The sequence below is a fragment of the Flavobacterium sp. LC2016-12 genome, from assembly GCF_015351595.1.
Classification (GTDB): domain Bacteria; phylum Bacteroidota; class Bacteroidia; order Flavobacteriales; family Flavobacteriaceae; genus Flavobacterium.
In genome coordinates, this window is sequence record NZ_JADKPT010000005.1 from 86,273 (window position 1) to 98,902 (window position 12,630).

Consider the following 12,630-nt stretch of genomic DNA (forward strand, 5'->3'; position numbering starts at 1 on the left):
TAGGTATAAAAACCCGACAGATTTTAAAAAAACTGTCGGGTTTGCTATGTTAACGGTCCAGATAATTACCTAATTGGCACATTATCTCATTTAAAGATAATTCAATCCTAAGAAAATTTCCTGTTCAAGCGGTAAATCAATTTCACTTTCAAAAAAGATTAATTGTCTTTTATAAACGGTTTCAATTAAATAATGATTTCCTCTAAAATAAGTTCTTCTAATCTTCACTGGTAATTTAGATTCAGAAAGCATTTTTAATTGATGTGGATAAACTAATGTTTTGTGCGTTTCATCTTCATAATCAAGCAGTAGATGCGTTGGAATTTCATTTACTTCACCAAATAAAGAAGCTACATATTTAGTTTGAGGATCCTCGTAAATTTTTGTTGGATTATCTTTTACAATAATTTCTCCATTTCGCATTACTATCGCTTCATCAGCAAACGATAATGCATCTGTACTATCATGCGTTGCAATGATACAGGTAATTCCTTTTTGTTTTAAATATCGGAACAAATTTCGGCGCAAGGCATTTTTACGAAAAGCATCAATTTGGCTAAACGGTTCGTCAAGTAAAATCACTTCCGGCTCCAAAGCCAAAACTCTTACCAAAGCGACACGTTGTTGTTGTCCTCCACTTAAAAATTTAGCTTTTACATTAGAGAACGATTCCATTTCGACCATCTCCAATAACTCCTGAACACGCAATTTTTTCATGTTGGCGAAACCATTCGAAAGAAATTTTCCAACATTCTCAGCAACCGTTTCGTAAGGAGACAAATCAAAATCCTGTGCCAGATATTTCATGTAAGGCATTCCCGGAATCAAATTGTATTTTGGGCCTAGAATTGGTTTTTCATTATAAAAAATCTTGCCTTCATCTAAATCGAACAAACCATACATTAGCTTAAGAAGCGTGCTTTTTCCGCAGCCGCTTTCACCAATAATGGCAATATTTTCACCTTTGTTTATAGTAAAGGAAACGTCTTTAATAACGGGTTTATCGGTATAGGAGAAAGAAATATTCTGAATGTCGAGCATGGGTTGTATTTGAGAGTACAAATTTACAATGTTTAAATTCTAAAGTCAAAAAAATAAAATCAGATTATTGCTTAAAATTAAATTATAATTTAATTGCTAAAAATTAGTATTATTGTAAGAAAATATTTTAATATTATTCTTGATTCGTAATTCATTTTCTAAAAGATATAACATGAAAAAATATCTAATTATTGCATTTGTATTCATTTCTCAAATTAATCACGCTTCAAACTGGTATACTTCTTTAGAAGAAGCGCAAGCAGTCGCATTAAGCAGCAATAAATTAATAATTATTGACTTTGTGGCTAAATGGTGTGGACCCTGTAAAGAAATGGATTCAAAATCCTGGAATAATATTGAAGTTGAAGAGGTATTAAAAAATTACATAAAATTAAGAATTGATGTTGATAGCAACAGAGATATAGCGCTTAGATATCAAATCAGATCCATTCCGGATATGGTTATAATTGATGCAAACGAAAAAATTCTACATCGTTTTAAAGGCTATCAAAATCCTTTAAAATTAAAGAATGAATTATTTCGGTTTAATTTATCAACTGAGTATTTAGCGACTGAATTAATCAATTTTCATCAACAAAAAAAGTACAATACCGCAATTCGGATCTCTCAAAAATATTATACTTACTCTTTACTAGTCAATTCAGATATTAAAGGAAAAATACTAAAAGTGGGTTCTGATTATCTAGAAGATGCAAAACAGGAATTGAATAAAAAAGAAGAAAACTATCTTCAGAAAAAACAAAAATTGGAACTTTTGACTTTATATGAGCTCGCTTATAATTTTGATTTTGAAAAATTAGACAAAAAGATTTCAGAGATAAAGGTTGAAAAGATAGACCCACTTAATAACTATCAATATTGGTTTTTAAAATACCTATCTCTTAAAGGAAATCAAAAAGACATAACTGAAACAGAAGAATTTCTAAAGAAAAATGAGCTGGAAAATGTCACAAAAAATGCTAATCAGCTGTATGCTTTTTATGAGAAATCAGTACCTAAAATTTAAAAAAGGCTTTTTTTTACCAATTAAGCCAATAGTAAATTAGTAGTCGCAAAAACAATTTTACATGAATGTATACATGCATTTTTAAATGTTAAATTATGTGATGGGCAGCTTGGAAATATTCCAAACATCAACAATAATGATTTTTATAACATTGTAAATCAAAGCTACAATGGTTTTAATAATGATCAAGCTCAGCATAATTTCATCTATACCTATTTACTACCAATTATGGAAAAAATTCTTATGGAAGTAAAAGATAAATTAGTATTAGTAGATGACAACACAGAAATAACATCTAGAACATTACGTCCATTATATCCAAATCCAAACCCTGGGGTTCCTTTTATTTGGAGTACTTGTTTACAAAATATTTCCTTATCAGGATTACAAAATTCATCATTCTTTAAAAAAGAAATTGGAACTTTTGACAGCTCTGGAAATCCAACAATCATAATTGACACAATAAAAATGAACAACTATAACCAATATAATAATCTCTGCAAAAATGTACTTCGTCAATAAATATTACTTGTTATATATTATCCTAATACTATGTCCCTTTAAAATATATTCTCAAGATATTGATGATATAAAAAAAAGAGATACTATTTATATAAATTTTAAAGAATCTCCAAAATCAATGGAAAAAACAACAATTATTGATAAAAATGTTTTTGATAAATCTGGAACTGAGATTAATCATTTTTACGTCTATTTATCTGATGATAAAAAACCAGATGGATATTATTTTCAGCTTACTAATACAAAATCTAAAGACTTAATAAAAAAAGTAAGTAATCATGTTTTAAAAAAAGTTGATTCTAAAATTATTTTGAGTTATAGTTTCTTTAATAAGCTGGGATATCGTAAAACTATGGATTTTCTTAAAGACAAGAAGATCTTTGTTATAGATAAACCACCTTCTTTATTTAATCGTGTAAAAATATATGAAGTAAAAATATTAAATCATTCATATTTAATCAATTAAAAAAATGAAAATATTCATACTGTTTATCTGTATATTTTTTCTTAAAGCTGAGATTTATTCTCAAAGTTTTGAAAAAATAAAAAATTCTGATACTGTTTACGTGTACTTTAAATTATCAAAAGATCAAATACATTTGAACACAAAAATTATTAAAAGCAAAAAGATAAAACTACGTGATGAGTATTTCTTTACCTTCAAAAACTCTTTTCCATTGACCTTTATCCATGATTATCTTTCACCTGAAGAAATAAAAAAAAGCAAATCTTTTTTAAAAAAGAATAAAGACATAATTGTTACATATGATTTCATTACCAAATATAATTTAGCAGAAGCCACAGATTTGATTGGTCATAAAAAGAAAGTGTATTTAATAGATGATGATGACATTGGATGGTTTTCAATAAAATTAAAAGAGGTAAAAGTTATGGGAGTATTTTATCCAAGTATTGAATAAAAACTTTAGGTAAAAATTAAACATAATTTAACAATATAGAAATTATGCAAATTATCTTAGTAAAAACTAAAAAAATCTACATCTATATTATCTTCATATTTTTCGGATTAAATCTATCAGCTCAAAATATTGCTAAGATTCAAAATTCAGATACATTATATATTTATTTTAAAAAAGATAATATTAATCAAATAAAAAGCTCCAATAATATTATTAATGAGGATAACCATAATTATTTATTTTACTTTTCAATTGAAGAAACAAACGTTAGACAACAATGTTGGTTAATTAATCATTATTTGTTAACACCAGAAATTAAATGGAAAAGTAAATCATTCTTAAAAGAGAAAAAAGACTTTATTGTGAGTTATAAATTCCTTAAGTCTTTAGGCTATAAAGAAAGTCATATGTTACTTACAAAGAAAAAAAAGATATACATTATTGATGCTGACTATAATCGTCACTCAAAAATTAAATTGATAGAAGCTAGTTATGCAGATAATAAAGGTTTAATATCTATTGAATAATACATTCATTATAGAGTAAAAAAAGCTATTTTAGAATATTCTAAAACAGCTTTTTTTATATTTTATTTTATCTGAAAACTATTTACCAGCTTCAGTTTTAGCATCATTTACCATTTTGTCGTTTGCTGTAATAGCAAACTCAACACGACGGTTTTGAGTTCTTCCTTCAGGAGTATCATTTGTTGCAATTGGATCAGCAATTCCTAAACCTGAAGTTTTGAAACGGCTTGATTTTAATCCTTTTGAAACTAAATAAGCTTGCACAGAAGCAGCTCTTTGTCCTGAAAGCGTCAAATTATATTCTGGTTTTCCAGTGTTATCTGTGTAACCAAAAATTTCGATATTAGTATCTCCATATTCAGTAAATACAGGGATTAATTTATCTAGATTAGCTTTTGCCTGAGTAGTCAAAGTTGATTTATTAGTATCAAAACGAACTGCATTTTCGTTTAAAGTTAAGTGAATACCTTCACCTACTCTTTCAACATCAGCACCAGGTAAAGCCTGATCGATTTCACGAGCTTGTTTATCCATTTTGTTTCCAATAAGTGCTCCGGTTCCACCACCCACGGCAGCACCAATTGCAGCACCTAAAGCAGCATTTCCGCCTTTTCCTAAATTATTTCCTAAAATACCACCAATAAGACCACCGGCAACTACTCCAATTCCCGCTCCTTTTTGTGTGTTATTTGCATTTTTAACTGAATCGCAGCTTGTAAAAAAACTAACTAATACAAGTAAACTACTCAACCCTAAAACTGTTATCTTTTTCATGTGTATATATTTTAATATTAATTGGCTCTTTGAAATTGGTAAGTAACATCTTTAGTTTGTCCACCTACATTAATGCTATCTATTAACTCAAAAGAGTTGTCTGTTACACCTGCAACTTTTAGTAAATAGCCTTCCTTAACGTTTTTCGATTTTGTTCCAGGATTAACAATTTTCAGTACAAAAAGACCTTGATTATTGATACTCCACACAATTGGAGAAGTAAATGCCGTACAACTTGGAGCTGTCAATGTCATTGTACCTTTATTATTGTTTGAAATAAAACTCCAGGTACTACCAATAAAACATTTAGAATCAGCAAGATCAAATGAAGTTACTTTGATGTACTCTGAACCTGGGTAAGATACATTGGTAAGAACCCAATTTCCTTTAAGCGCTACTTGAGTCGATTTGTCAAGTTTAGTCGATAGCGTTGGTGCTTCTGTTGAAGCTGTTGTTGACGAAGCTGATTTACACGCGAATACCATTGTGGCGATCATGCAAATGAAAAGAATTTTCTTCATTTTGTACATTTTTTAAGTTAATACTTACAGGTTTAACAATTACTGTACCACAAATATACAATTCATTGAAATATTAACAGTTCCAAAATCTAATTATTTTCTTTCAAGATTAACACTTCGGTCATTTTGTCACCTAAAAAACAATTGGTATTCTATTTGAAGGAATGACAATCATCTCATTAAACTAAAAAATTAAAAAATATGACAACAGGTAAAATTAATGTTTCAGTAGAAAACATCTTTCCCTTAATCAAAAAGTTCTTATACAGCGATCACGAAATTTTCTTGCGTGAGCTGGTTTCCAATGGAACCGATGCTACTTTAAAATTAAAACACCTTATTAGCATTGGCGAAGCTAAAGTTGAATACGGAAATCCGGTTATTGAAATCAAAGTTGATAAAGAAGGGAAAAAAATTCACATTATCGACCAGGGTTTAGGTATGACTGCTGATGAAGTAGAAAAATACATCAATCAGGTTGCTTTTTCAGGAGCTGAAGAATTCCTGGACAAATACAAAGACTCTGCAAAGGATTCTGGAATTATTGGTCACTTTGGTCTTGGTTTCTATTCTGCTTTTATGGTTGCCGAAAAAGTAGAAATTATTACAAAATCATACAAAGATGAACCGGCTGCGCACTGGACTTGTGATGGTAGCCCTGAATTTACTTTAGAGCCAGCTGACAAAACTTCACGTGGTACTGAAATCATTCTTCATATTGCTGAAGATTCTCTTGAATTTTTAGAAGATTCTAAAATTGCTGGTTTATTAAACAAGTACAATAAGTTTATGCCTATTCCGATTAAATTCGGAACAAAAACAGAAACACTTCCAAAACCGGAAGATGCTCCTGAAGATTACATCAATGAAACTGTTGAAATTGACAACATCATCAACAACCCAAACCCGGCATGGACAAAACAACCATCTGAGTTATCTGAGGAAGATTATAAAAACTTCTACAGAGAATTGTATCCGATGCAATTTGAGGAACCTTTATTCAACATTCATTTAAATGTAGATTACCCTTTCAACTTAACTGGAATTTTATACTTCCCTAAGTTAGGTTCTGACATGCAAATTCAGAAAGATAAAATTCAATTGTACCAAAATCAGGTTTACGTTACGGATAACGTAGAAGGAATTGTACCTGAATTTTTGACCATGTTAAAAGGTGTGATTGATTCTCCGGACATTCCTTTGAATGTTTCTCGTTCAGGTTTACAAGCTGATGGCGCAGTGAAGAAAATCTCAAACTACATTACGCGTAAAGTTGCAGATAAACTAAAAGCTTTATTCAATGAAAATCGTGCTGATTTTGAAGCAAAATGGAACGATATTAAAATTGTTTTAGAGTACGGAATGCTTTCTGAAGATAAATTCTACGAAAAAGCAGGTGCATTTGTATTATATCCAACAGTAGATGATACATACTTCACTTTAGAAGAATTAAAAGAGAAACTAAAAGAAAACCAAACGGATAAAGACGGAAAATTGGTAGTTCTTTATGCTGGAAACAAAGATGCACAACACTCTTATATTGAAACAGCAAAAGAAAAAGGATACGAAGTATTACTTTTAGACTCTCCGATTATTTCACATTTGATTCAAAAAATTGAAGGTGATAATAAAGATGTTACTTTCGTTCGTGTAGATTCTGATCATATTGATAATTTAATCAAGAAAGACGAAAACACGATTTCTAAATTATCTGATGAAGAAAAAGAAACACTTAAAACTTCATTAGAAGCTTACATCCCTAAAGCGTATTCTGTACAATTAGAAGCTATGGACAGTCAGGCGGCACCATTCATTATCACGCAACCAGAATTTATGCGTAGAATGAAAGAAATGAGCCAGTCAGGTGGTGGTGGAATGTTCGGAATGGGTAATATGCCGGAAATGTATAATTTAGTTGTAAATACAAATTCTGATTTGGCTACAAGTATTTTAAATACGGAAGACAAAACGCATCAGGAGCACTTGGTAAAACAAGCTTTAGACTTAGCAAAATTATCGCAAAACCTACTAAAAGGTGAAGCTTTAACTGCTTTCGTAAAAAGAAGTTTTGAGATGATAAAATAAGATTTTTTCAGAAAAAAAATATTTTTAAAATCCTGTGGGTCTGACTCACAGGATTTTTTTATTGTAATTATTTTTTTTATTACATTTGAATGCCTTTTTAATCTAATCTTAAACTAAAACTACTATGAAAAAAACAGCTTTTTTACTTCTAAGTATCTGCGCTACAGCATTAATTCATGTTTCATGTTCAAATAACGATGATGTTGTTAATGAAACTGACACTACGGCCGTAAGAGCCTCTGTCGCAATTGATGCAGCAGACGAAATGGACATCAATACCGGACTACTAGTGACAAGCAGTTCACCAACTGCAAAATCGACAACTGATGTTGCAGGTGTATGTGCTACAATTACCGTTGTTGGAGAATCTTATCCAAAAATATTTACAGTTGATTATGGAACAACAGGTTGTACAGACAATCAACTTTTAAGAAAAGGAAAACTAAAAATTACGCTTTCAGGACCAATTATCACAACCGGAAGCAAATTGACTATTGAAAGAATTGACTATTCTATTAACGGAATAAAACTAGAAGGAACAATTGAGTACACAAACACAACTACTGTTCCAACTATACCACAATGGAGTAGAAAAGTTACTAACGGAAAATTTACTGATCTTCAAGGCAGAGTTTACACAAACTCTGGAATGCATACAGTAAAACAAACTGCCGGTGTTGACACTCCTTATGTACTAGAAGACAATGTTTACGAAATGACAGAAGGAAATCATACCGTAACAACAGATAAAGATGCAACCTTAACTTTGACAGTTCAGGAAGCATTAGTAAAAAAACAATCATGCACTTATATTTCTAAAGGAAAATTAAAAGTAGAAGGCGGATTTCTTAAAGGAGTTATTGACTACGGAAACAATGATTGTGATAGTAAATTCACTTATACACATGAAAGTGGAGTTAGCTATACCCTGGTAATGTAAAAGTCTCATTTTTACAAAAATACAGTTATCCCAATTTAGAAATAAGTTGGGATTTATTTTTATTAAAATTTAAATCCCAAACACTACATTCAAACTATTTTCTTTATTTTGCACCAAAATCTAAAAACCAATGAAAAAATCAATTATTGCCTTTGTTGCACTTGCCCTATTAGCATCATGCAGCAAAAAAGAATCTGCTGACAACCTGCACATCACAGGAAACATTAAAGGATTAAAAAACGGAACTTTATATATTCAAAGAATTGTTGACACATCACTTGTTGCAATAGACAGTATCAAAATAGATGGAAATTCAACTTTTGAACGTGATATCAAATTAGAATCTCCTGAGATGCTTTATTTATTCCTTGATCGCGGAGTAAGCAACTCAATGGATAACAACATCCTATTCTTTGCAGAACCCGGAAACATCAACATAGAAACCAATCTGGATAATTTTATTTATGGTGCTAAAATTACAGGATCAAAGAATCAGGAATTATATGATGAATACAAAAAAATAAATTCTCGTTTTAATGATCAAAACCTGGACATGGTTGAAGCAAGATTTAAAGCAATTAAAAGACAAGATCAAAAAGCAATTGATAGTATTGATGCGAAACAGCAATCTAATATCAAAAGAAAATACTTATACGCTACAAACTTCGCTATTAACCACAAAGATCACGAAATAGCACCTTATATCGCTTTAGCCGAGATTTACGATATCAATATTAAGTTTCTTGATACCATTCAAAAATCAATGACTCCAAAAGTAGCACAGTCACTTTATGGAAAAAAACTAACCAAATATGTTGCTGAAGTCAAGAAGCAAGAACAAAAATAGTTTTTAAAACAAATAAAAAAAAGTCCTGAGTTTATTCAGGACTTTTTTTATGATAAAAATTTTCAAAATTAAAATTCTCCAGATTATCTGGCAATTAAACCTGCAATAACGGCAAATACTAATACTACACCGTAGAGAGCCAAAAGAATAACGGTCAGAATACCAATAAACTTATAGTGAGATTTTAAATATCCGAACGAATTTGTAAGCGCTTCTGAATCGTTATCTCTAAATGCTTTTTTGGCATTTGAAGCAAATTTATTTAAAAAGTAAACCGGAAAAAAATAAAGCAATGCCATTATTAAATAAATAATACTGAACATAATTCCGAAAGAACCTCCTGCAGCCGCCATTCCTGGTACAGAATTGCTCATAAGTGAGAAAAAAGTTCCCGCAAAAATAGCAATAACCACTAAAAGTCCTATCCCTACAAATCCGATAATAGATAAGAAATATGCCCACTTAGCGGTTTCTTTTAAAAAGTCTTTTGCAGATTCATCGAGCTGCAACTCAAATTTTTCAAATACTGAAGTTTCTTCCATTTGTAATAATTTTTCTGGTTAAAGAAACAAACATAAGAAAATTATTGTCAAAAAAAATTAAAATTTCAAAGCTTAATTCCAATTTTTAATTACTTAACATTAATTAAAAACGAAGGTCATATTTTATAGATTGAAGGCAGTTATAATCATGGAGAAATAAACGCACTCAGTCCCCCCGACTGCAACTCTATAGGCTATAATTGAGATATTTTAAACAATCCAAAAGGGATTACACTACTTTATTATATGAAGAGTTTGGAATTTTATTTTTTTGAGCAAAAAAAAACCATCACTAAAAAGTGATGGTTTTATGTTGAGCCGGCGGAGGGACTCGAACCCACGACCTGCTGATTACAAATCAGCTGCTCTAGCCAACTGAGCTACGCTGGCGACTCATTACGGGTGCAAATGTAAAACGATTTTTCGTTTTACCAAAATAAATTTGCAATAAATTTAAATAAAAAACCACCACTAAAAGTGATGGTTTTATGTTGAGCCGGCGGAGGGACTCGAACCCACGACCTGCTGATTACAAATCAGCTGCTCTAGCCAACTGAGCTACGCTGGCGACTCATTACGGGTGCAAATATAAAGCGGTTTTTCGTTTTACCAAAATAAATTTGCACTTTTTTATACTTTTTTTTGCTTACAATTCGTTGATTTTAGCAATCAATTGATTAGCAGTTTCTTCCAATTCAACATTGATTTGTTTGAAGTGCGCTTTTTTGTTTTCAACGTTCTTTGCGTTCACTTTTGTGATCAAAGTATCGAAAGCAGCAATAGCCTGATCGATCAAAGCATTCGTTTCTGGAGTAGGATTTCCTGTAGTAGACATTTCAAATAAGTAAATTGCCTCAATAATATCTCCTAATACGAAGTTGATGTCTTTCTTTAAATTTTTAACGTTTGCCATTTTTATTTTTATTTTAATTTGCGTCTGCAAAAGTACATATAATCTTTATATTTAGCCCTATGAAATGTAAATTTCTAAAATAGAAGCTTTTCCGTTCAAAATAAATGCATTTATCTCAGCCGGAACCAAAACCGTATCTCCTTTAATATAGGTTTGTTGAAAGCCCTCAAATTCAATTTCGAAGCTTCCTTCAATACACATGTATACTGTAAATGACTCGCCTGACTTAGAAACTTCCAATTTGTTTTCTAACGGAATAAAATTGGTGGTAAAATAAGGACAATCAACAACAGTATTGGAAGTATTGGCTTTTGTATCGTATTTCTTCTGCGTATCTACTTTATTATAATTTATCGCATCAAGAGCTAAATCTACATGCAATTCTCTTTTATTTCCCTGAGCATCTACACGATCAAAATCATATAAACGATAGGTAATATCAGAAGTCTGTTGAATTTCAGCCACAACTAGTCCGGCACCAATTGCATGAACTGTTCCTGTTTCTAAAAAGAAAACATCTCCAACCTTTGCTTTTACATCATCTAAAATAGAAACTAGAGTATTGTCGTTCAAGTGCTTTAAATATTCTTCTTTACTCGAATCTTCTTTAAAACCAACAATAATTCTTGAATCGGCATCAGCCTGAGTTACAAACCACATCTCCGTTTTACCAAAAGAATTATGGCGCTCTTTGGCTAATTTATCATTTGGATGAACCTGAATGGAAAGGTCTTCACGAGCATCTAAATATTTAAAAAGTAATGGAAATTGTTTTCCGAAACGTTTGAAAACTGCTGTTCCTAAAATTTCATTTGGTGTTTCATCAATGAGATCCATCAATGAATTCCCTTTTAAAACTCCATTTGAAACAACACTTACATCTCCTTCAACGGTTGATAATTCCCAGCTTTCACCGGTAATTTTAGAAACTATTGGTTTATTCAGAATTGTTTTTAATTTTTCTCCGCCCCAGATTCTGTCTTTTAAAATGGGTTCGAATTGTAAAGGGTATAAATTTGGTTTCATTTTTTTGGCTAATATCTTTATTAAATTGTTTTTGAAATAATACTAATTCTTTAGTTTATAATACTAATTCTCTAATTGTTTCTAAGGCTTTCTCAATATGTTTAGCTGCATTCATACTATCAAAAATATAAATTACAACACCATTTCTGTCTATAATATAAGTTACTCTTCCTGGCAAAAGACCAAATAAATTATTTCGAACTCCAAAAACTTGTCTCAGTCTTTTATCAGGATCTGATAACAATATAAAAGGTAGTTCATATTTCTTAGCAAATTTATGATGCGATTTTACGCTATCACTACTAATTCCGATTACCTCAGCACCTAAATCCTTGAAATCTTCGTATTGATCCCGAAAGCTGCATGCTTCAGTAGTACAACCGGGAGTATTATCTTTTGGATAAAAATAGATCACGAGTGGTTTTCGACCCAAAAAACTTTGGCTTTCAAAAACTTCTCCATGGCTATCTTTAGCAGTAAAATTCGGAACTATATCTCCTATTTTTAATGACATTTATTATTCTCCTTTATAAGTTACAAAATTGCGGTCCGTTTCATTCAAAACGACTTCAAGATCAAAGTCGGCATGAATTTTTTTTCTAATTTTATTCCATATCACAACCGCAATATTCTCAGCAGTTGGATTCAAATCTTGAAATTCCGGAACATCCAGATTCAGATTTTTGTGATCAAACGGTATTTCTACTTCTTCGTGTATAATATCCGCTAATACTTTCACATCTAAAACAAAACCAGTTTCTGGGTCAATTTTTCCTGTAACACTAACTGTTAAACCATAATTATGACCATGAAAATTGGGATTATTACATTTTCCAAAAACGGCATTGTTTTTCTCAAACGTCCAATCTTTCCTGTGCAATCGATGTGCAGCATTAAAATGTGCTTTTCTTGATATGGTTACTTTCATTTGGGTTATTGGTTGTC

General features: G+C 30.9%; 16 protein-coding genes and 2 tRNA genes. 8 read left to right on the forward strand and 10 right to left on the reverse strand.

What is annotated here, in order from left to right:
• Nucleotides 1–90 precede the first annotated feature (90 nt).
• Complete coding sequence (locus IRZ99_RS10065; protein WP_194657162.1) at nucleotides 91–1,041, reverse strand: ABC transporter ATP-binding protein; 951 nt, start codon at nucleotides 1,039–1,041, stop codon at nucleotides 91–93.
• A gap of 172 nt (nucleotides 1,042–1,213) precedes the next feature.
• Between IRZ99_RS10065 and IRZ99_RS10070 the strand changes: the two genes are divergently transcribed.
• The 5 genes from IRZ99_RS10070 (at nucleotide 1,214) to IRZ99_RS10090 (ending at nucleotide 4,037) form a co-directional block, all read left to right on the forward strand.
• Nucleotides 1,214–2,068 (forward strand): thioredoxin family protein, encoded by an 855-nt coding sequence (locus tag IRZ99_RS10070; protein ID WP_194657163.1) that lies wholly within the window; start codon nucleotides 1,214–1,216, stop codon nucleotides 2,066–2,068.
• Nucleotides 2,069–2,296: 228 nt separating this feature from the next.
• Nucleotides 2,297–2,590 (forward strand): hypothetical protein, encoded by a 294-nt coding sequence (locus IRZ99_RS10075; RefSeq protein WP_194657164.1) that lies wholly within the window; start codon nucleotides 2,297–2,299, stop codon nucleotides 2,588–2,590.
• Nucleotides 2,591–2,708: 118 nt separating this feature from the next.
• A complete protein-coding gene (locus IRZ99_RS10080) occupies nucleotides 2,709–3,056 on the forward strand; it encodes a hypothetical protein (RefSeq protein ID WP_194657165.1) in 348 nt (115 codons plus the stop codon).
• A 4-nt stretch (nucleotides 3,057–3,060) separates the two neighbouring features.
• Nucleotides 3,061–3,510 (forward strand): hypothetical protein, encoded by a 450-nt coding sequence (locus IRZ99_RS10085; RefSeq protein ID WP_194657166.1) that lies wholly within the window; start codon nucleotides 3,061–3,063, stop codon nucleotides 3,508–3,510.
• Between the two features lie 44 nt (nucleotides 3,511–3,554).
• A complete protein-coding gene (locus IRZ99_RS10090; RefSeq protein ID WP_194657167.1) occupies nucleotides 3,555–4,037 on the forward strand; it encodes a hypothetical protein in 483 nt (160 codons plus the stop codon).
• Between the two features lie 78 nt (nucleotides 4,038–4,115).
• On the opposite strand, the gene IRZ99_RS10095 is transcribed toward IRZ99_RS10090, so the two are convergent.
• The gene (locus IRZ99_RS10095; protein WP_194657168.1) at nucleotides 4,116–4,811 is read right to left on the reverse strand and encodes an OmpA family protein; all 696 of its coding nucleotides are present in this window, start codon (nucleotides 4,809–4,811) and stop codon (nucleotides 4,116–4,118) included.
• A gap of 17 nt (nucleotides 4,812–4,828) precedes the next feature.
• Nucleotides 4,829–5,332, reverse strand: coding sequence for a lipocalin family protein (locus IRZ99_RS10100; RefSeq protein ID WP_194657169.1), 504 nt, complete (start codon nucleotides 5,330–5,332; stop codon nucleotides 4,829–4,831).
• 201 nt (nucleotides 5,333–5,533) lie between these two features.
• Here IRZ99_RS10100 and htpG point away from each other — a divergent pair, with 201 nt between their 5' ends.
• The 3 genes from htpG to IRZ99_RS10115 all read left to right on the forward strand — a co-directional run bounded on the left by htpG (nucleotide 5,534) and on the right by IRZ99_RS10115 (nucleotide 9,204).
• Complete coding sequence (htpG, locus tag IRZ99_RS10105) at nucleotides 5,534–7,417, forward strand: molecular chaperone HtpG (RefSeq protein WP_194657170.1); 1,884 nt, start codon at nucleotides 5,534–5,536, stop codon at nucleotides 7,415–7,417.
• A 124-nt stretch (nucleotides 7,418–7,541) separates the two neighbouring features.
• On the forward strand, nucleotides 7,542–8,357 hold the full coding sequence (locus tag IRZ99_RS10110; RefSeq protein ID WP_194657171.1) for a hypothetical protein: 816 nt from the start codon (nucleotides 7,542–7,544) through the stop codon (nucleotides 8,355–8,357).
• A gap of 130 nt (nucleotides 8,358–8,487) precedes the next feature.
• Nucleotides 8,488–9,204, forward strand: a complete 717-nt coding sequence (locus tag IRZ99_RS10115; RefSeq protein WP_194657172.1) for a DUF4369 domain-containing protein — start codon at nucleotides 8,488–8,490, stop codon at nucleotides 9,202–9,204.
• A gap of 83 nt (nucleotides 9,205–9,287) precedes the next feature.
• On the opposite strand, the gene IRZ99_RS10120 is transcribed toward IRZ99_RS10115, so the two are convergent.
• The 7 genes from IRZ99_RS10120 to IRZ99_RS10150 form a co-directional block, all read right to left on the reverse strand.
• Entirely contained in the window at nucleotides 9,288–9,746 is a 459-nt protein-coding gene (locus IRZ99_RS10120; protein ID WP_194657173.1) for a DUF5362 family protein, read from the reverse strand.
• A gap of 316 nt (nucleotides 9,747–10,062) precedes the next feature.
• Nucleotides 10,063–10,136: transfer RNA gene (locus IRZ99_RS10125), tRNA-Thr, on the reverse strand.
• 104 nt (nucleotides 10,137–10,240) lie between these two features.
• Nucleotides 10,241–10,314, reverse strand: a tRNA-Thr gene (locus IRZ99_RS10130).
• A gap of 78 nt (nucleotides 10,315–10,392) precedes the next feature.
• A complete protein-coding gene (locus IRZ99_RS10135) occupies nucleotides 10,393–10,659 on the reverse strand; it encodes a hypothetical protein (RefSeq protein ID WP_026982865.1) in 267 nt (88 codons plus the stop codon).
• Nucleotides 10,660–10,716: 57 nt separating this feature from the next.
• Nucleotides 10,717–11,685: a type I phosphomannose isomerase catalytic subunit gene (locus IRZ99_RS10140; RefSeq protein ID WP_194657174.1), complete on the reverse strand. Its 969-nt coding sequence runs from the start codon at nucleotides 11,683–11,685 to the stop codon at nucleotides 10,717–10,719.
• Nucleotides 11,686–11,740: 55 nt separating this feature from the next.
• Complete coding sequence (locus IRZ99_RS10145; protein ID WP_194657175.1) at nucleotides 11,741–12,199, reverse strand: peroxiredoxin; 459 nt, start codon at nucleotides 12,197–12,199, stop codon at nucleotides 11,741–11,743.
• Between the two features lie 3 nt (nucleotides 12,200–12,202).
• A complete protein-coding gene (locus IRZ99_RS10150) occupies nucleotides 12,203–12,613 on the reverse strand; it encodes a 6-carboxytetrahydropterin synthase (protein WP_056195575.1) in 411 nt (136 codons plus the stop codon).
• Nucleotides 12,614–12,630 lie beyond the last annotated feature (17 nt).

What these genes read in the sequence shown, in the direction of transcription:
- IRZ99_RS10065 (WP_194657162.1), bottom strand. Translation starts at nt 1,041, where the DNA reads ATGCTCGACATTCAGAATATTTCTTTCTCCTATACCGATAAACCCGTT.
- IRZ99_RS10070 (WP_194657163.1), top strand. Translation starts at nt 1,214, where the DNA reads ATGAAAAAATATCTAATTATTGCATTTGTATTCATTTCTCAAATTAAT.
- IRZ99_RS10075 (WP_194657164.1), top strand. Translation starts at nt 2,297, where the DNA reads ATGGAAAAAATTCTTATGGAAGTAAAAGATAAATTAGTATTAGTAGAT.
- IRZ99_RS10080 (WP_194657165.1), top strand. Translation starts at nt 2,709, where the DNA reads ATGGAAAAAACAACAATTATTGATAAAAATGTTTTTGATAAATCTGGA.
- IRZ99_RS10085 (WP_194657166.1), top strand. Translation starts at nt 3,061, where the DNA reads ATGAAAATATTCATACTGTTTATCTGTATATTTTTTCTTAAAGCTGAG.
- IRZ99_RS10090 (WP_194657167.1), top strand. Translation starts at nt 3,555, where the DNA reads ATGCAAATTATCTTAGTAAAAACTAAAAAAATCTACATCTATATTATC.
- IRZ99_RS10095 (WP_194657168.1), bottom strand. Translation starts at nt 4,811, where the DNA reads ATGAAAAAGATAACAGTTTTAGGGTTGAGTAGTTTACTTGTATTAGTT.
- IRZ99_RS10100 (WP_194657169.1), bottom strand. Translation starts at nt 5,332, where the DNA reads ATGAAGAAAATTCTTTTCATTTGCATGATCGCCACAATGGTATTCGCG.
- htpG (WP_194657170.1), top strand. Translation starts at nt 5,534, where the DNA reads ATGACAACAGGTAAAATTAATGTTTCAGTAGAAAACATCTTTCCCTTA.
- IRZ99_RS10110 (WP_194657171.1), top strand. Translation starts at nt 7,542, where the DNA reads ATGAAAAAAACAGCTTTTTTACTTCTAAGTATCTGCGCTACAGCATTA.
- IRZ99_RS10115 (WP_194657172.1), top strand. Translation starts at nt 8,488, where the DNA reads ATGAAAAAATCAATTATTGCCTTTGTTGCACTTGCCCTATTAGCATCA.
- IRZ99_RS10120 (WP_194657173.1), bottom strand. Translation starts at nt 9,746, where the DNA reads ATGGAAGAAACTTCAGTATTTGAAAAATTTGAGTTGCAGCTCGATGAA.
- IRZ99_RS10135 (WP_026982865.1), bottom strand. Translation starts at nt 10,659, where the DNA reads ATGGCAAACGTTAAAAATTTAAAGAAAGACATCAACTTCGTATTAGGA.
- IRZ99_RS10140 (WP_194657174.1), bottom strand. Translation starts at nt 11,685, where the DNA reads ATGAAACCAAATTTATACCCTTTACAATTCGAACCCATTTTAAAAGAC.
- IRZ99_RS10145 (WP_194657175.1), bottom strand. Translation starts at nt 12,199, where the DNA reads ATGTCATTAAAAATAGGAGATATAGTTCCGAATTTTACTGCTAAAGAT.
- IRZ99_RS10150 (WP_056195575.1), bottom strand. Translation starts at nt 12,613, where the DNA reads ATGAAAGTAACCATATCAAGAAAAGCACATTTTAATGCTGCACATCGA.